Raw genomic sequence first — 23,892 nt, 5'->3', positions numbered from 1 at the left:
CAGGCGCGCGTCGGCTAAAATCCGGATTCTAGCAAACAGACCGGCCCCGGTTGTCGCCCGTGGACAGCCATCGGCCCAGAACCGTCAACTCATGGCAGACGTCCATAAAACCGTGCTGCTCGGTTATTCGGCCGAGCGAATGTACGACCTGGTCACGCGCGTCGAGGACTATCCCAAGTTCCTGCCCTGGTGCGGCGGCGTGGAAGTGTTCGAGCAGACCGAGACGTTGCTCGACGCCAAGCTGCATATCCATTTCAACGGCATCAAGCAGTATTTCCATACCCGCAATACGCAGCATCGGCCGACCCGCATCGACATGAATTTCGCCGATGGGCCATTCAAGACCTTCAACGGCTACTGGAATTTCATTCCGCTGCGCGAGGACGCCTGCAAGATCGAATTCCATCTGCATTACGAGTTCTCCAGCATCATCCTCGAGAAGATCATCGGGCCGGTGTTCAGCATGATTGCGAATACCTTCGTCGACGCCTTCGTCAAGCGCGCGGAGGTGGTCTATGGCAATAGCTGAGCCGGGCGGGGCGACCGTCCGCGTGGCGGTCTGCCATGCGAAGCCGGACGCGGTGTTCATGAAGGAGATCGAACTGCCCGCCGGCAGCACGATCGCTGCTGCGATCGAGGCCAGCGGCGTGCTGGCGGCCCATCCGGAGCTCGATCCGGCGACACTGCGCGTCGGCATCTTCGGCAAGCTCAAGACGCTGGAAACGGCGGTGCGCGAGGGCGATCGCATCGAGCTCTACCGGCCGCTGGTGGCCGATCCCAAGACGGCGCGACGGCGCCGCGTGCAGAAGGCGCGCGAGGCCGGCACGCGGGAAGGGCAGAAGTGGATGCGCGGCGGCGGCGACAGCGAGGCGGTGGGGCGCTGAACCGTCGGCAGGCGAGGGCGAAAAGCCGCCCCAAGCCAGCCCAATCCGGTCTGTCCCAATCCGGTCGGTCCTGACCCGGCCCTAAGCGATCCGTTTGCCGGCCTGGCCCGATTCGGCGGTTTCGCCGGCTTCGGCGCTTGCAGGCTCACCCGCAGCCGGTGCCGGCGCCGCGGCCTTGTCCCCCGCATGCAGCCGCACCGACCACGCCACGCCGATCATCAGCAGCACGATCGCCGCCAGCTCCAGCGGCCGCGGCCAGCGCTGCTCGTACAGGAAGCCGTAGGCCAGCGCGAACAACGTCTCGAACACGATCATCTGGCCCGACAGCGTCAGCGGCAGCCGCCGGCTGGCGATATTCCACAGGTTGTTGCCGATCAGCGAGGCGCCCAGCGCCACCGCCGCATTGACCCACCAGAACCATTGCCAGTCGCGCCCGCTGCCCGGGGCGGTCAGCACGTCGCGGAACAGCAGCCAGCCCACCAGCGCCAGCAGCGCCGACACGATGCCGGTCGACAGCCCGTACAGCGCCGACCATTCGTTGCCGCTGTATTGCGGATTGCGCTGCAGGTAGCGGGCATTGTCGACGGCGTAGAGCGTCCAGCAGACCAGCGCGCCGGCCGCGCAGACCACGCCGGCCAGCTTCTGCCAGACCGGCCGTGCGGCCTCGGCGGCGGCCGCGCCGTGGGCGCCGTGCCCGCCGCCGGCGAACAGGTCCAGGTTGATGCAGGCGATGCCGACCGCGACCACCAGCAGCGGCAGCAGCAGCCGCGACAGCGGCACCGCGCCGTGGTCGCGCCGGCCCATCACGGTGACGGAGATCGGCAGGATGCCGATGATCAGCGAGGTCGGACCGACCCCGGCCAGTTGCACGCCGAAGGCCAGCAGCACGTAGTAGAGCAGGTTGCCGGTGAAGGCCTGGCGCAGCAGGGCGATGCAGTCGGCGCGGGTCAGCTTGCGGGCGATGCGGCGCATCAGCGGCGCCGCCGCCACCGCGGCCACCAGCCCGTAGGCCAGGTATCGGCCGATCGCCAGTTCCCACGGCGAAAACACCGGCAGCAGTTTCGGCGCGATGAACACCATGCCCCAGAACGCGCCGGCCAGCAGGCCGCACAGTACGCCGATTCCCATCCGTTTTGCCGCGCTGGACGCGCCTCCGCTCAGAAAAGCCTCAAAGCATAGCATTGGCCCGGCAGTTTCCGCGCACGCGGACGTCATGCAAAGGGCGGTTCCTGTATAATTCGATTTTGCGCCTAGAGGAATCGCTATGCGTCTTGTCCAGAAAGCACTCACGTTCGATGATGTGCTGCTCGTGCCGGCCTACTCGGCCGTCCTCCCCCGGGATGTCTCCCTCCGCACCCGCCTGACCCGCTCGATCGAATTGAACATTCCGCTGGTTTCCGCCGCCATGGATACCGTGACGGAAGCGCGCCTTGCGATCGCCATGGCGCAGGCGGGCGGCATCGGCATCGTTCACAAGAACCTGAAGCCAGCCGACCAGGCCCGGGAAGTCGCGCGGGTCAAGCGCTTCGAATCGGGCGTGCTGCGTGATCCGATCACCATTTCGCCGGACATGAAGATCCGCGACGTGATCGCGCTGTCGCAGCAGCACGGCATTTCGGGCTTCCCGGTGCTGGAAGGCAAGACCGTGGTCGGCATCATCACCAACCGCGACCTGCGCTTCGAGGAAGAACTCGACGCCCCGGTGCGCGCCAAGATGACCCCCCGCGAGAAGCTGGTCACGGTGGCCGAGGGTGCCAGCCTGGACGAGGCCAAGCGCCTGATGAACCGGCACCGCCTGGAGCGCGTGCTGGTCGTCGACGACGCCTTCCAGCTGCGCGGCCTGATCACCGTCAAGGACATCCAGAAAGCGGTCGAGCACCCGCTGGCGAGCAAGGACGACCATGGCCAGCTGCGCGTCGGCGCGGCGGTCGGCGTCGGCCCGGACAACGACGAGCGTGTCGAACTGCTGGTCAAGGCCGGCGTCGACGTGATCGTGGTCGACACCGCCCACGGCCATAGCCAGGGCGTGCTGAACCGGGTCCGCTGGGTCAAGGACAACTTCCCGCACGTGCAGGTGATCGGCGGCAATATCGCCACCGGCGAGGCCGCCCGCGCGCTGGTCGAGCATGGCGCCGACGGCGTCAAGGTCGGCATCGGCCCGGGCTCGATCTGCACCACGCGTATCGTCGCCGGCGTCGGCGTGCCGCAGATCACCGCGGTGTCGAACGTGGCCGAGGCGCTGGCCGGTACCGGCGTGCCGCTGGTGGCCGATGGCGGCGTCCGCTACTCGGGCGATATCGCCAAGGCGCTGGCAGCAGGTGCGCATACCGTGATGATGGGCGGCATGTTCTCGGGCACCGAGGAAGCCCCGGGCGAAGTGTTCCTGTACCAGGGCCGCTCGTTCAAGAGCTACCGCGGGATGGGGTCGGTCGGCGCGATGAAGGACGGCGCGGCCGATCGCTACTTCCAGGAAGACAACACCGCCAACGTCGACAAGCTGGTCCCCGAAGGGATCGAAGGCCGCGTGCCCTACAAGGGCTCGGTGATGGCCATCATCCACCAGCTGACCGGCGGCGTGCGCGCCTCGATGGGTTATTGCGGCAGCAGCTCGATCGCCGAATGGCACGAGAATGCGCAGTTCGTGCAGATCACCGCGGCCGGCATGCGCGAGTCGCATGTCCACGACGTGCAGATCACCAAGGAAGCACCGAACTACCATATCGACTGACGTCAGCGACTGACCGGCGAACGCCGCGCCATTCGCGATGCCAGTGATGCGCGGCTGCACGGCCTGAAGGCGGTGCAGCCGCGCGTCATATCCGGGCCGCGCATTGCACGCGTAACACGCGGGCCGGCCGGCGATGCTGACCGGCCCGCTGGTTTTTCGCGGTTTCAGTTGTCGGTCCGCCAAATTGTTGGTCCGCTCGTCAGTCGGGAATCAGTCGGGAATCAGTCGGAATCAATCGACGTCAGTCCGCCAAGGAGAATCGATGAAGGTCCTGCTCCGCGCCGTGTTGTTCTTCGATGCCCTGTTCGACCTCGCGCTCGGCGCCGTGCTGCTGCTCGCGCCGTTCGCCACCTTCTATGCCGCGTTGCAACTGCCGCAGCCGCAGCCGGCGCTGTACGGCCAGCTGCTCGGCATGGCGCTGCTCGGCTTCGCCTGGCTGCTGGCCCAGGCGGCGTTCCGCGGCCAGCTGACGGTGCCGGTCGCACGCATGGCCGGGCCGGTCAATCTGGCCAGCGCGGTGCTGATCGCGGCCTGGCTGCTCTTCTTCGATCTGCCGGTGCAGGGCGCCGGCCGGATCTGGCTCGGACTGCTGGCCGCGATGCTGGCCTTCTTCGCGCTGGTGCAGATTACGCTGGCCAAGCGCATCCGCAATCGCGAGCGCGAGGAACTGCTGCGCCGCGAGGCCGAACTGGCGGCGGCCAACCGTCCCGCGGCCGCCGCCCCGACCATTCATCCAACCCCATCCCCCGAAGTCCGGCGCGAGCCGGTCATCACGCCGCCGCCCGGCTACGGTCCCGGCACCGAAGTGGTGACCGATGTCGAACCGGTCGACACGTCAATCGCTCCCCATCATGCACGACAAAATCCTCATCCTTGATTTCGGCTCGCAAGTTACGCAGCTGATCGCGCGACGCGTCCGCGAGGCGCACGTCTATTGCGAGATCCATCCGAACGACGTGTCGGACGAATTCGTGCGCGAGTTCGCGCCGAAGGGCATCATCCTGTCGGGCAGCCACGCCAGCACCTATGAGGACCATCAGCTGCGCGCGCCGCAGGCGGTGTGGGACCTGGGCGTGCCGGTGCTGGGCATCTGCTACGGCATGCAGACCATGGCCGTGCAGCTGGGCGGCAAGGTCGAGTGGAGCGATACCCGCGAATTCGGCTACGCCGAGGTCCGCGCGCACGGCCATACCGAGCTGCTGAAGGACGTGCAGGACTTCGTCACGCCGGAAGGCCACGGCATGCTGAAGGTCTGGATGAGCCACGGCGACAAGGTTACCGAACTGCCGCCGGGCTTCAAGCTGATGGCGTCGACGCCGAGCTGCCCGATCGCCGGCATGGCCGACGAAGCGCGCGGCTACTACGCCGTGCAGTTCCACCCCGAGGTCACGCACACGGTCAAGGGTCGCGAAATGCTGGAGCGTTTCGTGCTGAAGATCGCCGGTGCCAGCCCCGACTGGGTCATGCGCGACCATATCGCCGAGGCGGTGGCCAGGATCCGCGAGCAGGTCGGCGACGAGGAGGTGATCCTCGGCCTGTCCGGCGGCGTCGATTCGTCGGTGGCTGCGGCGCTGATCCATCGCGCGATCGGCGACCAGCTGACCTGCGTGTTCGTCGACCACGGCCTGCTGCGCCAGGACGAGGGCAAGCTGGTGATGGAGATGTTCGCCGGCCGCCTGCACGCCAAGGTCGTGCACATCGACGCCTCGGAACAGTTCCTCGGCCATCTGGCCGGCGTCACCGATCCCGAGCAGAAGCGCAAGATCATCGGCCGCGAATTCGTTGAGGTGTTCCAGGCCGAGGCGAAGAAGCTGACCCGCGCCAAGTGGCTGGCCCAGGGCACGATCTACCCCGACGTGGTCGAGTCCGGCGGCACCAAGACCAAAAAGCAGACCACCATCAAGAGCCACCACAACGTCGGCGGCCTGCCGGAGACGCTGGGCCTGAAGCTGCTAGAGCCGCTGCGCGACCTGTTCAAGGATGAAGTGCGCGAACTCGGCGTCGAACTTGGCCTGCCGCCCGAAATGGTCTACCGCCATCCGTTCCCGGGCCCCGGCCTGGGCGTGCGGATTCTCGGCGAGGTCAAGCGCGAATATGCCGACCTGCTGCGCCGCGCCGACGCGATCTTCATCGAAGAGCTGCGCGGCACCATCGCCACGGCGCAGGACGCCGCCGCAGGCCTGTGCACTGAAGACCAGGTCGGCAAGAGCTGGTACGACTTGACCAGCCAGGCCTTCGCCGTGTTCCTGCCCGTCAAGTCGGTCGGCGTGATGGGCGACGGCCGCACCTACGACTACGTCGTCGCGCTGCGCGCGGTGCAGACCACCGACTTCATGACGGCGCATTGGGCGCATCTGCCGTACGCGCTGCTGGGCCGCTGCTCCAACCGGATCATCAATGAAGTGCGGGGTTTGAACCGGGTCGTCTATGACGTTTCGGGGAAGCCGCCGGCGACGATCGAGTGGGAGTGAACCAGCGTTCAGAGCTGGTCTGCACCACGCACCGCCAAGACACACCGAAGCCCGCGTAACCGCGGGCTTTTTTCATTCTCAGCCCGACACTGTCCAGCAAGCTCAACCCTTCTCGTGGTCGTTGCCACCGTGCGCGGCGATGAACATGGCGACAGCCGACCGGCAATAGGATTCGATTTCGTTGTCGTCCTGTGCTCTCGCCTCATCGAAGCGTGCGATGAGCAGGAGATCGGATCCCTTGAAAAGCGCGGCAAACAAGCGGGCGGACCGGAGAGGATCGGGCACGTTCAGTACCGCCTTCGCGTGCAACTGACGCAACAGGGCCTCGATTTGGGCGATGACATGGGCGGGGCCGGCTTCGTAATGGCGCTTGCTTAACGACTTTTGATTCGTCTTGTCGGCCATGATCATGGCTTCGACACTGCGCACGTCCGGGTTCAGCAGCGTGCGGAGCAGGGATGATCCCACCGCCATCAGCTGGTCTTCGGCCGAACCGTCGACGCCTTCAAGAAGGGCCTGTGGTGCGAACTGATGGCAGCGGGCCGCGATGGCCGCGCTGAACAGCGCCTCCTTGTTCTCGAAGTGCCGATAGATGCTTAGCTTGGATATCTTCGCGCGCTGGGCGACCTTGTCCATCGTCGTCGCCTGAAAACCCAATTCCACAAAGAGTTCGCACGCGGCGTCGACGATCGTTTGGCCAAGCGCCTCGTTGGCGGGCCGCCCGCGCCGGCCCTGGTTGTTTTCGGTCACGACAATTCCAGTACTTGACAGTATTCAAATTCGTGCATTACGATACCATTAAGTATCGTAAATGGTCAAGCACGGAGCCCATCACCATGAATGACGTCATCATCATCGGCGGCAGCTTTGCCGGGCTCGCCGCCGCCCTGCAGCTCGGCCGTTCCCGCCGCAAGGTCACCGTTCTGGATACCGGCCTGCCGCGCAATCGCTTCGCCGACCACTCGCATGGCCTGCTGGGCCACGATCACAAGCCACCGCTCGACATCCTGGCCGAGGCGCGGCAGCAGCTGATGCGTTATCCCACGATCAGGCTGGTCAGTGCCCGGGCCGAGAGCGTCTCCGGCGCCATCGACGATTTCTCGGTCCTCACTGGCGATGGCGAAAGCCTTGCGGCGCGCCGCCTGATCCTGAGCTATGGCGTCGCGGACCAGATGCCTGATGTTCCGGGCTTTGCCGAAAGCTGGGGCACGTCCGTCGTGCCTTGCCCCTATTGCGACGGCTTTGAAGTCGCCGGCCGGCATTGGGGCCTCGTCTGGTCCGGCCCGCCGTCGCACAACCATGTCAGGCTGTACCAGGACTGGACCGACACGTTGACGGTCTTCGCCAATGGTCACGACCTTTCACCCGATATCCGGGCCGATCTGGCGCACCGCAATATACCTGTCGTCGATGGCCGGATCACCGAAATTGACCATGACGAGAGCCATAACACCACCGTCAAACTCGATGCCGGCGCCAATGTCGCGGTCGACATCCTGTTCGCGCATCCGCGCAACAAGCCGTCCGCAAGCCTGCATGAATCGCTGGGCCTTGCCACGGTCGATACGCCCCTGGGCATCGCCCTCAAAGTCGACGAGCGCCGCGAAACAAGCATGCCCGGCGTCTACGCCGCGGGCGACCTCGCCAACCCCCTGATGCACTCGGTCACCACGGCATCATGGCAGGGCGCGATGGCCGGTATCTTCGCCCAGCAATCGATGGTGACTTGAGAGCACAGGGTTGGCTCGAGACGATACGCGCCTTCGCATCGGTTCGGATCGTCCTTGTCTTGATCGACGGGTAGCTGGTTGAGCAGCTCCAGCGATGACGGACTACCCTGGACGGCGGTCCGTCATTCCTCCGGTAGTCGTCCACGAGGTTGAAGCGGTCGAACCGCCGGCGGTAGTCCCGGGCCGTCGGCCGCCATGCTTCCGGCAGATTACGAACGGCCGTCACTCCGGCTCAATCCCGGCCCCCTTGACGACACGGCCCCATTTCTGGATTTCGGCATTCTGAAACGCGCGCAGCTCCGCGGCCGTCGTGGTCCAGGGCTGTGTCGCGGAATTGCGGAAGAAGGCGCGCGCTCCCGCGCTGCCGACCGCCGTAATCAGTAGCTGTCGCAGCCTCGCGGCAACGGGGGCGGGCGTTCCTGCCGGCACGTAGGCGGCGAACCAGTACCCCATGTCGTAGCCCTTGATGCCGGCCTCATCCAGGGTCGGTATGTCCGGAAGCTCGGGCAGCCTTTCCCGGGTGGACGCGCCAAGTGCGCGGAGTTTGCCCGATCTGATCTGCGACAGGCCGGTGACCGTGTCGATGACCATCATGTCGATATGACCGCCGAGCAGATCGTTCAGGGCGTTTGGATTGCTGTTGTATCCGACCCAGACGATGTCCGTACCGGTCAGCTGCTTGAGCATTTCGCCCGCCATTCGGCTGGAGGAATTGCCGCTGCCGAAGCTCAGTTTTCCTCTCGCCTTCCTGGCTGCCTGCAGCAGATCGTCGACGGTGCGGAAAGGCGCGTCGGCGCGCACGACGAGCACCTGACCGCCACGCCCCAATCCCGTCAAGGGCAGGAAATCCGCGATCGGGTCGTAGGGCAGTTTCTTGAAAAGGTGGGGATTGGCGGCTTGCGTCGTGTTCGTCGTAATCAGCACGGTGTAGCCGTCCGCGGCGGCGCGGGCAACATGCTGTGCGGCAATCATGCCGCTGGCGCCGGGCCGGTTTTCGACGACGACGGCCTTCCCGGTCTGCTGTGCCGTCGACGCCGACAGGGCGCGCGCGAGCAGATCGGTCGCGCTGCCGGCGCCGAACGGCACGACAAAGGTAATCGGCTTTTCCGGAAAGTCGGCCGCCCGTGCCGATATGGCGCAGGCCAGGCCGATGACCGCCGATGCCATCGCGGCTGCCAGACGGGCGATGCGTGTTGTGGTCCGGATCATGGTGTTTGTCTCCTGTTATATGGGACGCGGCGTGCGAGCGGCTTCACCGTGCCATGCACCTGTCCCGAGCGAGCGCCGTAGCTGCGCCTTCAGCGGGATTGCGGGTAGAGGTGGCGTCGTGCGCGGCGCCCCAGGAAATCCCGCACGGCAGCCTTGTGCTCGTCACCGCAAAGCAGGATCGCCTGCATCGCGGCCGCAGTCTCCAGCGCCACGGGCAGCGTCGTTTCGGCCGCGTCCAATACCAGGCGCTTGGCCATGCGCAGGGCCTGGGGCGGGCTGGATGCGATCCGGCGCGCCATGGTGGTACTGACTTCGTCCAGCGCCTCGGGCGAAACGACACGGGACACCATGCCAAGCTGCAAGGCCGTAGGCGCATCGACAAATTCGCTGGTCAGCGTCAGTTCCAGCGCCTTTGCCGTTCCGACCAGCCGGGTCAGGAACCACGCGCCGCCGATGCCGGACACGAGGCCCAGCCGCAGAAAGCTCTCGGCGAAGGTGGCCCGCTCGCTCGCGACGCGCAGATCGCACATCAGCGCCAGGTCGCAACCCGCCCCGATCGCTGCCCCGTTGACCGCGGCGATCGACGGCACCTGCAGTGCCTGCAGGGCATGGGTGATTCGGTGCAACGTGGCTTTCAGCCGCGCCCGGACCTGCGTCGCGGAACCCTGCATCAGATCCGATCCGCTCTCCATGTCCTTGACGTTGCCGCCGGTGCAGAAATACTCGCCGGTGGAGCGCAGCAGTACGCAATGGACGTCTGGCAGGCGATTGGCGGCCTCAAGGGCTTCGGCAAGCGCCTCGGCCATGGCCACCGACATGGCGTTGCCCGTGCCAGGGTCATTGAGGCTCAATGTGAGGACGCCTTCGCCGATGTCTTGCCGAACCAGCGTGTCGGGCAGGGCGTTGGAGGGGCGCATTGCGCGGGCTTCTTCCGATTTCATCGACGTATCCTGGGTCATGTGGATGTGGTGTGGTGAACGACGAGGACGCCGCGCTCGCGCATGGCGTCGATTTCAGGCCGCGTATAACCGCATTCCTCGAGGACATCGGGACCATGCTGGCCCAGGGTAGGCGCGGGCATATCGCGATCCTCTGCACTGGCCGCGTGGGCAGGCCCCGGCGCGAAGCCGGGCATGCGCACCTTCCCGGCGAGCGGGTGGTCAACCCAGCTGTCGAGGCCGCTGGCTGCGTACTGAGGGGATCGCAGCACCTCCTGGTAGCTCGCAACGGGCGCACACAAGATGTCGTGCGCGGCCAATTCCTGCATCCATGCTTCGGTGGTGCGCTGCTGGAACAACGGCGTCAGTACCTGGCGCAGCGCGTCGCGGTGTGCGACGCGGTCAGCATTGCCGGCGAAGCGCGGGTCGTTTTCGAGGTCAGGCGCTCCGAGGACTGCGCATAGTGCTTGCCAACGCTTCGGGTGGTAGGCAGCGACCATGATCCAGCCATCACGCGTCTGGTACGCTTCATTGGGCGCCGCGTACGGGGCTGCGCTGCCCGTCCTCGCAGGCAGCGCGTTCGTGGCGAAGTACGATGCGTAGCCGATCTGCTGCAGCATCAGCGTCGCGTTGTACAGGCTGATGTCGAGGTACTCGCCTTGGCCGCCTTGCCGGGCAGCGTTGACCGCGGCAAGGACGGCGATCGTCGCCAGATAGCCAGCCACCATATCTGCGACCGGGATCGCGACCTTCATGGGCTCGCTGTGCGCGGTGCCAAGCGTGCTCATCAGCCCGCTGGCGGCCTGGATGATTCCGTCCACACCGGCGCGATCGCGCATCGGCCCGGTTTGGCCATAGGCGGAGATCGAGCAGTACACCAGTTTGCGGTTGCTGCGAGCGACCGTGTCATAGTCCAGGCCCAATGCCTGCATGACGCCCGGCCTGAAGTTCTCGACCACCACGTCCGCGCCCTGGATCAGGCGACGGGCAACTTCGCGGCCATCCGCGCATTTCAGGTCCAATGCGATGCCGCGCTTGTTGCGGTTGACGCTCAGGTACACCGCGCTTTCACCCGCTATCCAGGGTGGGCCGATCTGCCGCCCCAATTCGCCACAGGGCGGTTCGACCTTGATGACATCGGCGCCCATGTCGGCAAGCATCATGGTGCAAACGGGTCCCGCGAGGACATGCGAAAAATCGACGACCCGCAGTCCTCGCAAGCTGCGCTTCAACATATCCTGCCTCCCGGATGACACGGCCTCGCTGGTGGCCGCGATCAGTTGTCATGCGGGCAGAATAGGCAGGGGGACCCGGGCCGGCAATCGACTTTATGGGCCGTACGCTTTGACTTTTTGTAAAGGGGATCGCCCGGGCGGATCAGGTTGCTACGAGAGTGGCCAGCCAATCGCGAAATGCGCGCAATGCGCTTGACTGCGGTTTGCCCGTCGGCCACGCGAAGTAGTATGTGTAGTCGCCGCGATCGAGCGTCTGACCGAGTGGCGCCACCAGCGTCTGGTCCGCCAGCTCTTTCTCGATCAATGCCTTCTGCGCGATGGCCACGCCATGCCCTTCGATTGCCGCCTGATAGGCAAGCAACGATGTCTCGTATTTCATGCCATGGGTAGGACTGACGTTGCGCAAGCCTGCCGCGCGCAGCCATAGCATCCAGTCGTCGGGGCGCGCCATCGAGTGGAGCAAGGTCTGCGTGGCCAACTGCTTCTTGTGCGTCAGGCGCACGGCAGGCGAGGTGACGGGAACAAGCTCGTTGCGAACCAGCTGCAGCGTTCGCATTCCCGGCCAACGCCCGTCGCCCAGTTGTATGCCTGCGTCGATGTCCTCGCGCTCGAAGTCCAACGGCGCGAACGAGGTCATGAGCTGAACGTCGATGTCCTTGTGCAGCTGGTGAAAGCTCGCCAACCGGGGGATCAGCCAGCGCACCGCGAACGTGGCGGGCGATCTGATCCGCAAGGTGTTCCGGCCAGGGCTGCTGTTGGTCACCGCCAGGGTGGCTTCCCGCAATGTCTCGAACAGCGGTATCAGGTCGGAAAGGTAACGCGCGCCGGCCGGCGTCAATTCCAGCCCGCCGTGGACGCGGACGAACAGAGGCGTTCCGAGGTAGCTCTCCAGCGCGCGTACCTGCCTGCTGACCGCGGCGGGCGTGACACACAACTCATCGGCGGCCTTGGAAATGCTGAGCAGCCGCCCGGTGGCTTCGAATGCTCGGGCCGGATTCAGTGGGGGAAGCAGGGCGCGACGGACCATGGCAGTAACAGGAGGCGTACGCTGAGTGGTCGTCACTATAACGCCCTGTCCCCCGTGGAGTCAGGACGCCAGTCCGGCCATCAGCACGTATTTGACCTCGACATACTCCTCGATCCCGTAGTAGCTGCCTTCGCGCCCGTAGCCCGAATGCTTGACCCCGCCGAATGGCACCGAGGCGGTGCCCACCGAACCGGAATTCAGGATCACCATGCCCGCCTCGATATCGCGGGACAAGCGAAAGGCTCGGCCGAGATCGCGCGTGCAGGCATAGGCCACGAGTCCGTATTCGGTGTCGTTGGCTCTGCTCACGACTTCGGCTTCATCACGGAAGCGATAGAAGGGGAAGACCGGTCCGAAGATCTCGGTATGGGCAATCGGCATATCGTCATCGAGATCGGTGAGGACGGTGGGTTCATGGAACAGTCCGCCTTTCTCGTGCGGTTTGCCGCCGAGCAGAACTTTGCCACCGCGCCGCTTCGTGTCTTCGACGAGCTGAACGACCTTGTCGAAGCCCGCTTGATTGATCAGTGGCCCGACGACGAATTCCGGCTGCAATCCCTGGTCCACGCGGAATTGGGAGACTTTTTCCACCACGGCGGCGACGACGCGATCGTAGACGCCATCCTGCACGTAGATGCGGTTTGGCGAAATGCAGACCTGGCCGGAATTTCGGAGCTTGGCGGCGATCAGGCCGCTTACGGCGTCGTCCAAATTGGCGTCATCGAAGACGATGAAAGGCGCATTGCCGCCCAATTCCAGTGTCATCTTTTTCAACGCCTGCCCGCTGGCCTCGGCCAGCAGTTTGCCGACGGCGGTGGAGCCGGTGAACGAGATCTTGCGGATCCGGTCGTCGCTGGTAAAGAGCGCACCGATCTCTTGCGGGTTGCCGGTGACCATTTCGAATACGCCCTCCGGAATGCCCGCCTTGCGCGCGTACTCGAGCAGCTTGTACGCGGTCAGCGGCGTTTCTTCGGAGGGCTTGATGACCATGGTGCAGCCCGCCGCCAGTGCCGTCGCGACTTTGCGCGTGATCATCATGAAGGGAAAATTCCACGGCGTGATGGCCGCAGTCGGTCCAACGGGCTCTTTGATGACCATCACGGCGGCATCATTCGCGTGGGACGGGATGGTGTCGCCATAGACCCGCTTGGCTTCCTCGGCATACCACTCGATAAAGCCGAGCCCGTAGTCGATTTCGCCCAGTGCTTCGGCAAGGCACTTGCCGTTTTCCCTGACCATCAATTCGGCAAAGACCTGCTTGTCGTCCCTGACGAGTTCGAACCAGCGGCGAAGCAGCTCGCTGCGTTCCCTGGCGAGTTTGCGCGACCATGCCGGAAATGCGCCGCAGGTCCTGTCTATTGCCGCCTTTACCGCCGCGCCGTTCATGTGGGGCGCGGCCCCGACGCGCGATCCGTCTGCAGGGTTGAGTACGTCGATCATGAGAGTTCCACCGCTCCAGTTGATAGCAATGCGCGCCGCGTCACCACGACGCGGCCTGGCGCTGCGGATTGAATAATGGAATCAAGCTGCGCATGACTCCATGGCAACGGGTCTCTGATGTTTGCCTGATCCTATGAGCGGCAAGAATTCCGGCAAAGGTGCTGGTAAGCTACGCCGCAATGCAGACAAGGGATTCAAGCCATGGCTCGATCTGGCAAAAGCGAGGCGCCAAGCCAGGCGATGTTGGTACAGCGGATGGTGTCCATGCTGGCAGCGCTCGCGCCGCGCGAAGGATATAACCTGTCGGCGTTGCCCGATGTCCGATTCCTGCGTTCCAACCGCCCATTGAAAGCGGTGCCGGTGCTCTACGATCCCGGAATCGTGATCGTTTGCCAGGGCAGGAAACGCGGGTATTTCGGCGATCGGATTTACCTGTACGACGATCGGCATTACCTGGCCGTTTCGGTGCCGGTGCCATTCACCATGGAAACGGACGCCAGCGAAACCGAGCCGCTGCTGGCGATCTACATGCATCTCGATTTCAAGCTCGCCGCCGATTTGATGTTGCAGATCGACCAGCATGGCGGCATGGAACCGACCGAGCCCAGAGGCATGATGTCCAGCCCGATGGACAGCCGGCTATGCGAATCGCTGGTTCGATTTCTTGAGGCGATGAGCCGGCCTCTGGAAGCCCAAATTCTTGGCCCGGCGCTGCTGCGCGAGATCTACTTCCATGTGTTGACCGGGGAGCAAGGGGCGTCGATGCGCGCCGCGCTGTCCATGCATGGACAGTTCGGCAAGATTGCGCGAGCGTTGCGCCGGATCCATGCGTCTTTCCATGTCGACGTCAGCGTCGAGCAGCTGGCGCGCGAAGCAGGGATGAGCGTTCCTGCCTTCCACGCTCACTTCAAGGCCGTCACCAGGACGTCTCCGGTGCAGTACCTGAAGTCGATACGGTTGCATCAGGCTCGCCTGCATATGGTCCGCAGTGGCATGACCGCGGCAGCCGCCAGTGCCGAAGTCGGCTATGACAGCCCCTCGCAATTCAGCAGGGAATTCAAGCGCCTGTTCGGGCGAAGTCCTGTCGAAGAGGTCAAGCGGATGAAGGCGGAATTTGCCGTGCCGCCCCCGCATGCTGGCTCGCCGTTTGTGTCATCGCACTGATGCTACTGATCGCGCTTGTTGCGAGCGGTCCGGCGCTTGGCGTGCAAGCATGCGGCGACGGCCGCGGCCCCCGAGAGGCCGCGTAGCCGGATCAGGCCAATGGCGCGCGCCGGCGTTGCGATCGCATCCACCAGGCCTGCAACACGGAGCCGATCACAAAGACGATCAACCACGCGGCCAGCGCGCCGCGCACCACAGGCGATTGCGGGCCGTCGGCAAGAGGATGGGCGGCGGGCAGTCGCGTCAGCGTCTCGTTGATTCCCGGGTACGAGCAGCAGGAAGAAGCTGAACGTGAGACCGAACTGGGACAGGTAGGGTTGGGCGCGGGTCAAGACCGGAATTCGGGGCAGCAACAGCGCGCCGGAGATGGCCAGCAGCGCCAGGATGCCCAGCGCATGGCCGGCGTTGAAGCCTCCGGTGCTGGACAGCCCGAATGACGTCAGTACCGATAGCACCAGCCCAACGAGGTAAGTCTTGCCGGCGTGTGTGGCGCTGTCGATCCTGCAGTGGCGCGCGAAGCTATAGAGGCCAGCGATGACGGGGACGATGCTGATCAGGGTGTGCCCGGACCCCAGGGCGGAAATCGGATGCGGCATAGGACGATGGCTCCTTCAAACCACGGGTTGAAACAACGGGATTCCACGCGCATGGCAACCAACTAGTTGGTCGGTAGCGCAGTGAAAAAATAGCCGGCTCGCGGCCGGTACAAAACAGCGGTCAATTCGCCCCGGTCAGCCGTCGGATCGCCGCTTGCGAGACGGAGGCGAATGCCTCGGGATTATCGAAAGCCCGTGCGGTCAACATGGCGCCGTGCACCGTGGACATGAACGTCTGTGCCTCGACAAGCGGGGTATCGCGCAGATGGAATTGTCCTTTCGCGGCACCGGCTTCAAGGACCGTTGCCAGCCATGCGGTCAGGTCCCCAAAATAGGCTCGCACCTCATGCGCGATCTCTTGCGGGATCATGGGCAATTCGGCGGCAAGCATCGCGCAAATACATATCGGCAAGGTGCCATCGCCTATGCACCGGGACCAGTAATCGATATAGGCCGCCAGCCGCGCCAGCGGATCGCCGATCTGTTGATCGAGCGCGGCCATACCTTGCACTGCCTGCGCCCGGTGCAGCCTGACCACAGTCAGGACCAGGTCCGCCTTGCTCGGAAAATGATGATGGATGCTCGGCTTGCCGATATGCACGCGCTCGGACAGATCCGCATAACTGAATCCGTGATAACCGCCGGCGGCGAGCAATTGCTTCGTATGCTCGGCGATTTCGCTCGCGCGGGGGGAAAGTTCCATATTCATCGGCAATAGGGCTGGATGGTGGAATACGCATGCAAGACATCGCTGATTCGGCTGCCGGGATGCTGTGCTTTGCATTCAACGTTTTGACCAATCTACTAGTTGGTCGGTTGTGTTGTCAAGGCTTTTCGCCCACCCGGCATGGGATGACGCGTGCGACAACGGGACGCCTATTCAGCGGCGTTGGCCGCCTCGCCGAGCTGGGGAGTGCCGGTTCCGCTCCCGATCCGCCACCTCGCGAGCCAACGCGAGGAATGCCTTCATGCCGGCGGAGTGATTGCGCCGGCCGGGGTAGTAGAGGCAAAGCCCCGGCAATGGCGGCGTCCAATCTGCCAGCACGCGAACCAGGCGTCCTGCCTCGATGTCGGCCAGCACGTCCTGCTCCATGAAAAAGCCCAGGCCGATACCCTCGATGACCGCGGCCCGCGCGAGGCTCGCTTCGTCGAGCGTGATCTGGCCGCGCACGTCCACCTGCACCGTCTCGCCGGCCTTCTCGAATCGCCACCGATACAGCGTCCCGTCGGGCAGCCGTACACGCACGCATTGGTGCTTCAGCAGATCGGGAGGGATGCGAGGCTTCCGATGATTCTCGAAGTACACGGGTGAACCCACGACGGCATAGCGTTGAGGCCGTCCGAGTGAAACGGCGATCATGTCGCTCGGCACGAGGTCGGCGACCCGCACGCCGAGATCGAAGCCTTCGGCGACGATATCCACCAATCGGCCTTCGGTGACCAGGTCGACGTTCATCTCCGGGTAGCGGCGGAGGAATTCCAACACCAGCGGGGAAATGATCTCCCGCGCTGCAAATGCGGCGGCATTGATCCGTAGCGTCCCGGCAGGCGTTTCGCGTTGCGAGCCCACGGCCGCCAACGCGCCCTGCATATCCTGCAGCACAGGCCCAACGTTGCCGACGAATTGCCGACCGGCATCCGTCAGCGAGACGCTGCGGGTAGTGCGATTGAACAGGCGAACGCCGAGATTCGCCTCGAGCTTGCCAATGGCATGGCTCAGCGCCGTCGTCGATATCCCGAGATCGATCGCGGCTGCGCGGAACGTTCCACGGCGCGCAATCGCGATGACGGCTTCCAGGTCTTGAAGGGAGGTCCGTTCCATTGTCCCGAATTTTTCATCATGGCATCCGGTTTTATCTTCTTTGTCTGCACAATGGTCAAGCCCTAAACTTCATCCCGAACTTTGCCAGCAAGCAGGAACAGGAGTGAAACGATGAATATTCCGGCCGTTGTGAACGCGTATTTCGAGGCGGACAGGGGCAACGATGCCGAGGCCATCGCACGGGCCTTCGCGACTGATGCGGTGCTTGAAGATGAGGGCACACGGCATCAGGGCGTCGGCGCGATACGCGCGTGGTGGCTGGCGGCCAAGGCGAAATATCGCCACGTCGCCGAGCCGATCGAGATGTCGCGCACAGGCGACGAGATCGCCGTCCGTGCGAGGGTGTCCGGCGAATTCCCGAACAGTCCGATTACGCTGGAATTTCTCTTTACCGTGGAGGGCGACAAGATCGTCGGGCTTCGGATTCATTGATGCCCGGGTTGCAGCGTTCACGTAGGAGCTGCGGGCGGAGCAGCGAAGAAACGGCCTCCCGGGAGGCCTTTTTATCCTCCTGCCGACTCGCTGCTGTCGGCGTACTCAGCCAACGAGAATAGAAGGGTGGCGAAATCGGACAGCCCGAGATCTCTCGTGGTCAGATCCACCATGGCGTCTTCGAGGTCATCGTTCTTCTGCACGGTGACGCCATGCAGTTCGAGAAACGTCAGGCATGTGACAAGACCTGTCCGCTTGTTGGCATCCACGAAGCAGTGCCCTTGGCCAATGGCCCTCGCATAGTGAGCCGCCAGATCGAAGAGGTCATCGACGCCTTCATAGAACTGTGCAGCGGCGACGCGATGGAGCGCACCTTCCAGATATCCCGGGTGCTCGCCGGCCAGCCCGATCTCGGTCTCGAGAATCAGGTCGTGAATCTCACGTACCTGATCTGCAGTGATCGAGATGAAACCTTTGTTCATCGCTTGGCGAGGCGCTTGATCACTTCGTGATGTTTCTGGATGACCTTGCGAGCGGCTTCCTGAACGGTGGATGAGTCAGCGTTCTCGATCACGACGATGCGCCCATCAAGCGAATGTTCGGTCTTCGTGCTTGGTGCGACCTTGTCGGGGCTGGGCGCGCTAGTGACCTTGATTCGTTCCTTGATAGGGACGTTGTATTTGGATAGGGAGACCTTGCTCATTTGAAGCTCCGTCGTATTGCCGGAGTATATCGGCACGATGCCTTCGCCGTGACGACACTACGAGGCCATATCGATGGGGGACGGAAGAAGTGAAGCATTCGCGCGGATTTCCTCAATTTGTTTGTGGAACCTTCACCACCGTCTCCCAAGCCCGCACCACCTCCCCATCCACCGACCGCGGCTCCATCGGAGCCAGCGGTTTTCCGGTGCGCTTGTCGACCAGCACCGAGCGCGCATCCCGCGATCCGAACAGATGCTGCTCGCCCCATTGGCGCAGGGCCACGATCACCGGAAATAGCCGCTCGCCCTTCGGGGTCAGCACATATTCCTGATACGACGTGCCGTCCGATGCCGGGCTGATCTCGAAGATGCCGGCTTCGACCAGCAGGCGCAGGCGATCGGCCAGGATGCTGCGTGCCACGCCGAGCCGCCGCTGGAATTCGCTGAAGCGGCGTACGCCATCGAAGGCGTCGCGCACGATCAGCAGGCACCAGCGATCGCCGACCAAATCCAGCGAGCGGGCAACCGGACAGGTTTCCGTCTGGTTGTCGCGACGTTTTGCCATGGGTACTCCTTCGGTAGGGGGCTGAGTCAGGTCATCTTTTCGTCTTGGTGGTTTCATTTTAAGACCAGTCTGCCTATAATCAAACCAGTCTTGATTTGAGACCACCTTGAGCGCACGTGGGAGGCCACCTTCGAGGCCACCTTCGAGGCCCCCTTCGAGGCCACGTTTGAAGCCAGGCTGGAAACCACGTTTGAACCCACCTCGACGAAAGGAGAAACCATGCCGGGCGAACCGCCGACAGGCCCTGTACCCACGCAACCAACGTCGTCCACGAGCCCGATGCCGAGCGCATTGGTGGCGCTGTTTGCCTGTGCCTGCGGGCTCAGCGTGGCCAACGTCTACTACGCGCAGCCCTTGCTCGACGCGCTCGGCGCGCAGTTCGCGCTGGACCATGCCGCGGTGGGCGGCGTGATCACGGCCACGCAGGTCGGCTGTGCCCTGGCCTTGTTGCTGCTGGTGCCGCTGGGCGATCGCATGGATCGGCGGCGCTTGATGCTGGGGCAGGCCGCTGCACTGGTGGGTGCGCTGATCGCGGTGGCCGCGGCCGGATCTGCGCCGGCTTTGCTGGCCGGCATGCTGGCCGTGGGCTTGCTCGGTACCGCGATGACGCAGGGTTTGATCGCCTACGCCGCGACCGCCGGCGCGCCATCGGAGCGCGGAAGGGTAGTGGGGGCCGCGCAGGGGGGCGTCGTGATCGGCCTGTTGCTGGCGCGCGTGCTCGCCGGCCTGATCGCCGATGTGGCCGGATGGCGCGGCGTGTATCTGTTCTCGGCGCTGGCGATGCTGGCGCTGTCTCTGATCCTGTGGCGTCGTCTGCCGGCACAGACGCCCGCGACAACGCGGCTGAGCTATCCACGACTGATCCTGTCGATGCTGACCTTGCTGCGTCAGGACCGCGTGCTGCAGATCCGGGGCGCGATCGCGATGCTGATGTTCGCCGCGTTCAGCGTGTTCTGGAGCGCGCTGGTCTTGCCGCTGAGCGCGCCGCCTTATGCGCTGTCGCACACGGCGATCGGGGCGTTCGGACTGGTCGGCGTGGTGGGCGCGCTGGCGGCCGCGCGTGCCGGCCGTCTCGCCGACCGTGGCATGGGTCAGCAGGTCACCGGCGGCGCGCTGCTGGTGCTGCTGCTCTCATGGCTGCCGCTGTGGTGGTTCGATTCGCACGGCCTGTGGTGGCTGGTGATCGGCATCGTTGCGCTAGACCTCGGCGGGCAGGCCATCCATGTCGCCAACCAGAGCATGATTTTCGCGGCGCAGCGCGACGCGCACAGCCGTCTCGTCGGCTGTTACATGCTGTTCTATTCGGTGGGCAGCGGGCTGGGCGCCATCGCATCGACATGGGTCTATGCGGCCGCGGGATGGCCGGCGGTCTGCCTGCTCGGCGGTGGGATCAGTGCCACGGCGCTGGCGTTCTGGGCGTTGACGCTGCGCCATATGCCACGGGCTTCGGCGGCCTGCGCGCAACCGGCCTAAGCTGAAGGTTTCGGAGAGGGCGCCGCAAAGGAAATCGCTACGCGTGGCGTCTTCTCCGGCCCACGGAAACGCAGCACACGCAGGACACGCACGCCACGCAGGAGGACGCCATGGACGACGACATCAAGACGATGAGCCGCGAGCAGCTGATCGAAGAAGTGAAGCGATTGCGAGCCGGCATCCGCCGCCATCGGGATGCCTCGGGCCACGACCTGTGCTGGCATCACCCCGACCTGTGGGCCTTGCTGCCCGATGCCGCCACGCATACGCCCGCGGTCCCGGACTGGCCGCAGTTCCTGCGCGGCTGCGTCAGGTACCGCGAGTCGCTGGACCGGCAGTGCCCGCAGGCGCCGCGCATCCAGCAGGAATTTGGCGAGTAGGCCGCGAGTCCGTCAGCACTGCGCCGATCCAAACCAGCGCGCCAGCAGCGTATTGACCTCGCGATGGCGCTCGTACTGGACCCAGTGTCCCGCGCCCGGAACGAGGCACCAGTCCCGATGCGTCGCGGTCCCGGTCAGCCGGCTGGCCGCATCGATCGGCGAGGCGGTGACATCGTGCTCGCCCCACATCAGCAGCGTGGGGCCATGGAACGCGTCCAGCGCGGTTTCCAGCAGCGCCTGCCGCGAGATCGCCTTGCTGCGAAAGCGCGTTGCGCGGCAGGCAAGCTCGTGCACCAGCATGGCGGTCTCGTCGATGCCGCCTTCCTCATGCAGCATCAGCGCGAGCAGGTTATGCCGCAGCGCGACTCGCATGGCGTGCGGATCGTCCTTGCGCCAGTCCATCATCTCCATGCGCTGGCGCCGCGTGCCGCCGTGTCCGGCAGGCCCCAGCAGGGCGAGCCGCGCCGTGCCGCCGCGCCTGGCCGCGACTTGGGCGGCCACCAGTCCGCCGAAGGAAAAGCCGGCGAGCGAGACGATCGCATCCGCACCGACCAGGCGGTCCAGCGTCGCGATGACGGTGCCGACCAGGCGATTGAGCCGATCGGCGGCGTGGGGATCTCCCGGCAGCGCATCGGACTGGCCGAAGCCCGGCAGATCGGGCACCCACAGCGTGTGGGTTGCCGACAAGGGCTCGATATTGCGGACCCAATGCATCCAGTTGCCATGGCCGCCATGGATCAGCACCAGCGGCGGCCCGCCGCCGAACTTGCGCCAGACCATCGCGCGGTCGGCATCGTGCACGACGCAGGTCTCGGCGCGTCGGTCCAGGCGGATCAGTTCGGCGTTCATCGCGGGGGCGAGGGGAAGGGCGGGGGAACTCACGATGTCAGCACGAGGGCATCGACGGCGAGCACACCTTGCCCCTCGGGCAGCACCATCATCGGGTTGACTTCGGCTTCGGCGATGCCGAGCTCCGGGCGCACCGCCAGCTGGGACAGCGCGCAGACGGCCCTGGCCAGCGCCTCGAGGTCGCCGCGGGCCTTGCCGCGCAGCCCCGACACCGTCTTCAGGGCCTTCACTTCGGCGACCATGTCGCGCGCGACCTCGACCGTCACCGGCGCCAGCCGGATGCTTCGATCGCGCGCCACCTCGGCCCAGATGCCGCCGGCGGCCAGCATGACGATCGGGCCGGCGTCCGGATCGATACGGTAGCCGACCAGCACCTCGGTCAGGCCCTTGGTCATCGGCTGCACCAGGACTTCATCGCATCGCACGGTCGGCGCGCGCTCGGCCACGTTGGTCTGCAGCGCCGCCAATGCGTTTTCCAGTTGACGGGCGTCCTGAATGCCGAGCACCACGCCGCCCACTTCGGTCTTGTGCGGAATCTCCGGCGAGCAGACCTTGGCGACCACCGGATAGCCGAAGGGCAGCGCCGGCACGGGGCCGTCGATCGGCAGCGTGATCGCCGGCGCGTACGGCACGCCGAGCCGTTCCAGCACGGCGTAGGCCTGCGCTTCGCTGAGCCCGCGCGGCGGCCGATTGCGCTTCGGTTGCGCCGCGGGTTGAATGCCGGGAGCGCGTCGTGCCAGCACCGCGGCAATGGCATCGGCACACGGTTCGGGCGAACGGAAGCATGGCACGCCGGCGGCCGTCAGCGCGGCCAGCGCCTCGGGTGCGTCGGGCACCAGCATCGCGGCCAGCGGCTTGGCGCTGTCGGCGCTGTCGATGATCGGCTTGACCGCGAGCTGCGGCTGGAAGCGCGCCGAGGAGCCGACGACGGCCAGCACGATATCGAACTCCGGTGCCTCGAACATGATGTCGAGCGCCGTCTTCATGACCTTGTAGTTGGTGCCGGCCAGCGTCAGGTCGAGCACGCGTCCCGGCGAGACCGCGATACCGGCTGCGGCCAGCTTGTCGAGCGTCGCCGGGGAGGCCGGTTCCACCACCACATCGCGGATACCGAGCTGATCGACGACCATCGCCGCGCCGCCGCCCGTGGTGGTGACCACGCCCACGCGGCGTGGCTGCGGGCGTGGCGGGCTGTGTGGCGGGCTGTGTGGCGTGCTGCGTGGCTGGCTGTGTCGCTCGCTGTGTGGCTCGCTGTGTGACGGCGTACCCGGCTGCGCCAACGGAATGCGCCGTGCCAGCGGAAACGCTTCCAGCAGCGCTTCCAGCACGCCGACGCGCGCAATGCCGAGATCCTTCAGGAAGGCATCGGCGATATCGTCCTCGCCGGCCAGCGCGCCGGTATGGGTCGCGGCCATTTCGGCGGCGGCGGCCGATCGCCCGAGCTTGTAGGCAATCACGGGTTTGCCGCGCCGGGCGGCCTCGATCGCGAAGGCACGCAGCTTGTCGCCGTGGCGCAGGCTCTCGAGAAACAGCAGGTAGCCGTCGATCGAAGGATCGTCCAGCGTGGCGGAGCAGATTTCGCCGATGCACAGGTCGGCCTCTCCGCCGACCGACACCAGTCCCGCAAAGCCGACGCCGCGCGCCTTGCCGCGCGAGACCAGCGAGCCGATCATGCTGCCGCTGTGCGAGGCGACGAACACCCGTCCCCGCGGCAGTTCCGGCTCGGCGAAGGCCGCATTGGCGGTCAGCACGACGCCGGCCCGCGGATGGATGACACCGAGGCTGCTGGGGCCGAGCACGCGGATGCCGGTCTGCCGGCTCAGGGCATGCAGTTCCGCTTCCCTGGCCGCGCCTTCGGGCCCCGACTCGGCAAAGCCGCTGGCGAGGATGGTCACCACCTTGACGCCGAGGCGGGCGCTCTCGCGCACCACATCGAGCACGGTCTCGGTCGGCGTCAGCACGAACACGTGGTCGGGCACCTGCGGCAGCGAAGCCAGGCTCGGGTAGGCGGTTTCGCCCTGCACCGTATCGCGATTCGGATTGATCGGATAGATCGTTCCGCGATAGCCGGCGGCACGCAGGAATTTCAACGGCCGTCCCGCGGTCTTGGCCGGGTCGTCGGAGGCGCCGAACAGCGCCACGCTGCGCGGAGACAGCAGCGCCTGCGCGAGGGCGGAGTCGATGTGGCCGGATGCTGCAGAGGTTGAATTCATCGCAACTGGAAACGGGGTATGAGGAAAGTCGGT

23 protein-coding genes and 2 pseudogenes are annotated in these 23,892 nt (G+C 65.2%); 10 read left to right on the top strand and 15 right to left on the bottom strand.

The features are described from left to right. The first annotated feature begins 91 nt into the window (after positions 1–91). Positions 92–529, top strand: a complete 438-nt coding sequence (locus KZ686_RS12265) for a type II toxin-antitoxin system RatA family toxin (protein WP_006579355.1) — start codon at positions 92–94, stop codon at positions 527–529. Continuing rightward, positions 516–884 carry an RnfH family protein gene (locus KZ686_RS12260; protein ID WP_265632508.1) on the top strand — a complete coding sequence of 123 codons (369 nt, stop codon included), beginning with the start codon at positions 516–518 and terminating at the stop codon, positions 882–884. The genes KZ686_RS12265 and KZ686_RS12260 overlap by 14 nt, the downstream gene beginning before the upstream one ends. Positions 885–1,052: 168 nt before the next feature. On the opposite strand, the pseudogene KZ686_RS12255 reads toward KZ686_RS12260, so the two are convergent. Then, positions 1,053–2,012, bottom strand: a pseudogene (locus KZ686_RS12255) (DMT family transporter); the annotation flags it as partial. A 136-nt stretch (positions 2,013–2,148) separates the two neighbouring features. On the opposite strand from KZ686_RS12255, the gene guaB reads away from it, so the two are divergent. From guaB to guaA, 3 genes are all read left to right on the top strand, one after another. After that, positions 2,149–3,612: an IMP dehydrogenase gene (gene guaB / locus KZ686_RS12250; protein WP_149319014.1), complete on the top strand. Its 1,464-nt coding sequence runs from the start codon at positions 2,149–2,151 to the stop codon at positions 3,610–3,612. A 262-nt stretch (positions 3,613–3,874) separates the two neighbouring features. After that, positions 3,875–4,489, top strand: a complete 615-nt coding sequence (locus tag KZ686_RS12245; protein ID WP_265632506.1) for a hypothetical protein — start codon at positions 3,875–3,877, stop codon at positions 4,487–4,489. Next, positions 4,464–6,083, top strand: a complete 1,620-nt coding sequence (gene guaA, locus KZ686_RS12240) for a glutamine-hydrolyzing GMP synthase (protein WP_149319012.1) — start codon at positions 4,464–4,466, stop codon at positions 6,081–6,083. The genes KZ686_RS12245 and guaA overlap by 26 nt, the downstream gene beginning before the upstream one ends. A 102-nt stretch (positions 6,084–6,185) precedes the next feature. On the opposite strand, the gene KZ686_RS12235 is transcribed toward guaA, so the two are convergent. Further along, positions 6,186–6,833 (bottom strand): TetR/AcrR family transcriptional regulator, encoded by a 648-nt coding sequence (locus tag KZ686_RS12235; RefSeq protein WP_265632505.1) that lies wholly within the window; start codon positions 6,831–6,833, stop codon positions 6,186–6,188. Positions 6,834–6,919: 86 nt separating this feature from the next. Between KZ686_RS12235 and KZ686_RS12230 the strand changes: the two genes are divergently transcribed. After that, a complete protein-coding gene (locus tag KZ686_RS12230) occupies positions 6,920–7,813 on the top strand; it encodes an NAD(P)/FAD-dependent oxidoreductase (protein ID WP_226108866.1) in 894 nt (297 codons plus the stop codon). Positions 7,814–8,035: 222 nt separating this feature from the next. Here KZ686_RS12230 and KZ686_RS12225 read toward each other — a convergent pair whose 3' ends face one another. The 5 genes from KZ686_RS12225 to KZ686_RS12205 form a co-directional block, all read right to left on the bottom strand. Further along, positions 8,036–9,022: a Bug family tripartite tricarboxylate transporter substrate binding protein gene (locus KZ686_RS12225; RefSeq protein WP_226108868.1), complete on the bottom strand. Its 987-nt coding sequence runs from the start codon at positions 9,020–9,022 to the stop codon at positions 8,036–8,038. An 89-nt stretch (positions 9,023–9,111) separates the two neighbouring features. Beyond that, complete coding sequence (locus KZ686_RS12220; RefSeq protein ID WP_226108939.1) at positions 9,112–9,939, bottom strand: enoyl-CoA hydratase-related protein; 828 nt, start codon at positions 9,937–9,939, stop codon at positions 9,112–9,114. 38 nt (positions 9,940–9,977) lie between these two features. Continuing rightward, complete coding sequence (locus tag KZ686_RS12215; RefSeq protein WP_265632504.1) at positions 9,978–11,195, bottom strand: CaiB/BaiF CoA transferase family protein; 1,218 nt, start codon at positions 11,193–11,195, stop codon at positions 9,978–9,980. Positions 11,196–11,337: 142 nt separating this feature from the next. Beyond that, complete coding sequence (locus tag KZ686_RS12210) at positions 11,338–12,222, bottom strand: LysR substrate-binding domain-containing protein (RefSeq protein ID WP_265632503.1); 885 nt, start codon at positions 12,220–12,222, stop codon at positions 11,338–11,340. A gap of 60 nt (positions 12,223–12,282) precedes the next feature. Continuing rightward, entirely contained in the window at positions 12,283–13,662 is a 1,380-nt protein-coding gene (locus KZ686_RS12205; RefSeq protein ID WP_149319002.1) for an NAD-dependent succinate-semialdehyde dehydrogenase, read from the bottom strand. A gap of 255 nt (positions 13,663–13,917) precedes the next feature. Between KZ686_RS12205 and KZ686_RS12200 the strand changes: the two genes are divergently transcribed. Beyond that, positions 13,918–14,826, top strand: a complete 909-nt coding sequence (locus KZ686_RS12200; protein WP_226108876.1) for an AraC family transcriptional regulator — start codon at positions 13,918–13,920, stop codon at positions 14,824–14,826. Between the two features lie 91 nt (positions 14,827–14,917). On the opposite strand, the pseudogene KZ686_RS12195 reads toward KZ686_RS12200, so the two are convergent. The 3 genes and pseudogenes from KZ686_RS12195 to KZ686_RS12185 all read right to left on the bottom strand — a co-directional run bounded on the left by KZ686_RS12195 (position 14,918) and on the right by KZ686_RS12185 (position 17,244). Beyond that, positions 14,918–15,422: pseudogene (locus tag KZ686_RS12195) on the bottom strand (hypothetical protein). A 121-nt stretch (positions 15,423–15,543) separates the two neighbouring features. After that, positions 15,544–16,131: a TetR/AcrR family transcriptional regulator gene (locus KZ686_RS12190; RefSeq protein ID WP_226108878.1), complete on the bottom strand. Its 588-nt coding sequence runs from the start codon at positions 16,129–16,131 to the stop codon at positions 15,544–15,546. A gap of 171 nt (positions 16,132–16,302) precedes the next feature. Beyond that, positions 16,303–17,244, bottom strand: coding sequence for a LysR family transcriptional regulator (locus KZ686_RS12185; protein WP_150081547.1), 942 nt, complete (start codon positions 17,242–17,244; stop codon positions 16,303–16,305). Positions 17,245–17,355: 111 nt separating this feature from the next. Here KZ686_RS12185 and KZ686_RS12180 point away from each other — a divergent pair, with 111 nt between their 5' ends. Beyond that, on the top strand, positions 17,356–17,676 hold the full coding sequence (locus KZ686_RS12180) for a nuclear transport factor 2 family protein (protein WP_226108880.1): 321 nt from the start codon (positions 17,356–17,358) through the stop codon (positions 17,674–17,676). Positions 17,677–17,747: 71 nt separating this feature from the next. Here KZ686_RS12180 and KZ686_RS12175 read toward each other — a convergent pair whose 3' ends face one another. From KZ686_RS12175 to KZ686_RS12165, 3 genes are all read right to left on the bottom strand, one after another. Further along, a complete protein-coding gene (locus KZ686_RS12175) occupies positions 17,748–18,158 on the bottom strand; it encodes a type II toxin-antitoxin system death-on-curing family toxin (RefSeq protein ID WP_149318998.1) in 411 nt (136 codons plus the stop codon). Next, entirely contained in the window at positions 18,155–18,379 is a 225-nt protein-coding gene (locus KZ686_RS12170) for a hypothetical protein (RefSeq protein ID WP_149318997.1), read from the bottom strand. Before KZ686_RS12170 ends, KZ686_RS12175 begins: the two co-directional genes overlap by 4 nt. 112 nt (positions 18,380–18,491) lie before the next feature. Further along, positions 18,492–18,944 (bottom strand): winged helix-turn-helix transcriptional regulator, encoded by a 453-nt coding sequence (locus KZ686_RS12165; RefSeq protein WP_226108881.1) that lies wholly within the window; start codon positions 18,942–18,944, stop codon positions 18,492–18,494. Positions 18,945–19,163: 219 nt separating this feature from the next. Here KZ686_RS12165 and KZ686_RS12160 point away from each other — a divergent pair, with 219 nt between their 5' ends. Together KZ686_RS12160 and KZ686_RS12155 are read left to right on the top strand one after the other, a co-directional pair. After that, the gene (locus tag KZ686_RS12160; RefSeq protein ID WP_370639582.1) at positions 19,164–20,417 is read left to right on the top strand and encodes an MFS transporter; all 1,254 of its coding nucleotides are present in this window, start codon (positions 19,164–19,166) and stop codon (positions 20,415–20,417) included. Positions 20,418–20,527: 110 nt separating this feature from the next. Next, positions 20,528–20,797 carry a hypothetical protein gene (locus KZ686_RS12155; RefSeq protein ID WP_265632502.1) on the top strand — a complete coding sequence of 90 codons (270 nt, stop codon included), beginning with the start codon at positions 20,528–20,530 and terminating at the stop codon, positions 20,795–20,797. 12 nt (positions 20,798–20,809) lie between these two features. On the opposite strand, the gene KZ686_RS12150 is transcribed toward KZ686_RS12155, so the two are convergent. After that, positions 20,810–21,679 carry an alpha/beta fold hydrolase gene (locus KZ686_RS12150; RefSeq protein ID WP_265632501.1) on the bottom strand — a complete coding sequence of 290 codons (870 nt, stop codon included), beginning with the start codon at positions 21,677–21,679 and terminating at the stop codon, positions 20,810–20,812. Further along, on the bottom strand, positions 21,676–23,859 hold the full coding sequence (locus KZ686_RS12145) for an acetate--CoA ligase family protein (RefSeq protein WP_265632500.1): 2,184 nt from the start codon (positions 23,857–23,859) through the stop codon (positions 21,676–21,678). Before KZ686_RS12145 ends, KZ686_RS12150 begins: the two co-directional genes overlap by 4 nt. Positions 23,860–23,892: the final 33 nt, after the last annotated feature.

This window comes from Cupriavidus cauae (assembly GCF_026210475.1).
In the GTDB taxonomy this organism is placed as follows: Bacteria; Pseudomonadota; Gammaproteobacteria; order Burkholderiales; family Burkholderiaceae; genus Cupriavidus; species Cupriavidus cauae.
Note: the sequence above shows the minus strand (reverse complement) of the source record. Positions and strands in the feature narration are given on the sequence as shown.

Coding starts and splice junctions, on each gene's coding strand:
- KZ686_RS12165 (WP_226108881.1), bottom strand. CDS start 18,944: ATGGCAAAACGTCGCGACAACCAGACGGAAACCTGTCCGGTTGCCCGC.
- KZ686_RS12265 (WP_006579355.1), top strand. CDS start 92: ATGGCAGACGTCCATAAAACCGTGCTGCTCGGTTATTCGGCCGAGCGA.
- KZ686_RS12260 (WP_265632508.1), top strand. CDS start 516: ATGGCAATAGCTGAGCCGGGCGGGGCGACCGTCCGCGTGGCGGTCTGC.
- KZ686_RS12155 (WP_265632502.1), top strand. CDS start 20,528: ATGGACGACGACATCAAGACGATGAGCCGCGAGCAGCTGATCGAAGAA.
- KZ686_RS12190 (WP_226108878.1), bottom strand. CDS start 16,131: ATGAATATGGAACTTTCCCCCCGCGCGAGCGAAATCGCCGAGCATACG.
- KZ686_RS12225 (WP_226108868.1), bottom strand. CDS start 9,022: ATGATCCGGACCACAACACGCATCGCCCGTCTGGCAGCCGCGATGGCA.
- KZ686_RS12245 (WP_265632506.1), top strand. CDS start 3,875: ATGAAGGTCCTGCTCCGCGCCGTGTTGTTCTTCGATGCCCTGTTCGAC.
- KZ686_RS12220 (WP_226108939.1), bottom strand. CDS start 9,939: ATGCGCCCCTCCAACGCCCTGCCCGACACGCTGGTTCGGCAAGACATC.
- KZ686_RS12160 (WP_370639582.1), top strand. CDS start 19,164: ATGCCGGGCGAACCGCCGACAGGCCCTGTACCCACGCAACCAACGTCG.
- KZ686_RS12185 (WP_150081547.1), bottom strand. CDS start 17,244: ATGGAACGGACCTCCCTTCAAGACCTGGAAGCCGTCATCGCGATTGCG.
- KZ686_RS12215 (WP_265632504.1), bottom strand. CDS start 11,195: ATGTTGAAGCGCAGCTTGCGAGGACTGCGGGTCGTCGATTTTTCGCAT.
- guaA (WP_149319012.1), top strand. CDS start 4,464: ATGCACGACAAAATCCTCATCCTTGATTTCGGCTCGCAAGTTACGCAG.
- KZ686_RS12210 (WP_265632503.1), bottom strand. CDS start 12,222: ATGGTCCGTCGCGCCCTGCTTCCCCCACTGAATCCGGCCCGAGCATTC.
- KZ686_RS12200 (WP_226108876.1), top strand. CDS start 13,918: ATGGTGTCCATGCTGGCAGCGCTCGCGCCGCGCGAAGGATATAACCTG.
- KZ686_RS12145 (WP_265632500.1), bottom strand. CDS start 23,859: ATGAATTCAACCTCTGCAGCATCCGGCCACATCGACTCCGCCCTCGCG.
- KZ686_RS12230 (WP_226108866.1), top strand. CDS start 6,920: ATGAATGACGTCATCATCATCGGCGGCAGCTTTGCCGGGCTCGCCGCC.
- KZ686_RS12205 (WP_149319002.1), bottom strand. CDS start 13,662: ATGATCGACGTACTCAACCCTGCAGACGGATCGCGCGTCGGGGCCGCG.
- KZ686_RS12180 (WP_226108880.1), top strand. CDS start 17,356: ATGAATATTCCGGCCGTTGTGAACGCGTATTTCGAGGCGGACAGGGGC.
- guaB (WP_149319014.1), top strand. CDS start 2,149: ATGCGTCTTGTCCAGAAAGCACTCACGTTCGATGATGTGCTGCTCGTG.
- KZ686_RS12170 (WP_149318997.1), bottom strand. CDS start 18,379: ATGAGCAAGGTCTCCCTATCCAAATACAACGTCCCTATCAAGGAACGA.
- KZ686_RS12175 (WP_149318998.1), bottom strand. CDS start 18,158: ATGAACAAAGGTTTCATCTCGATCACTGCAGATCAGGTACGTGAGATT.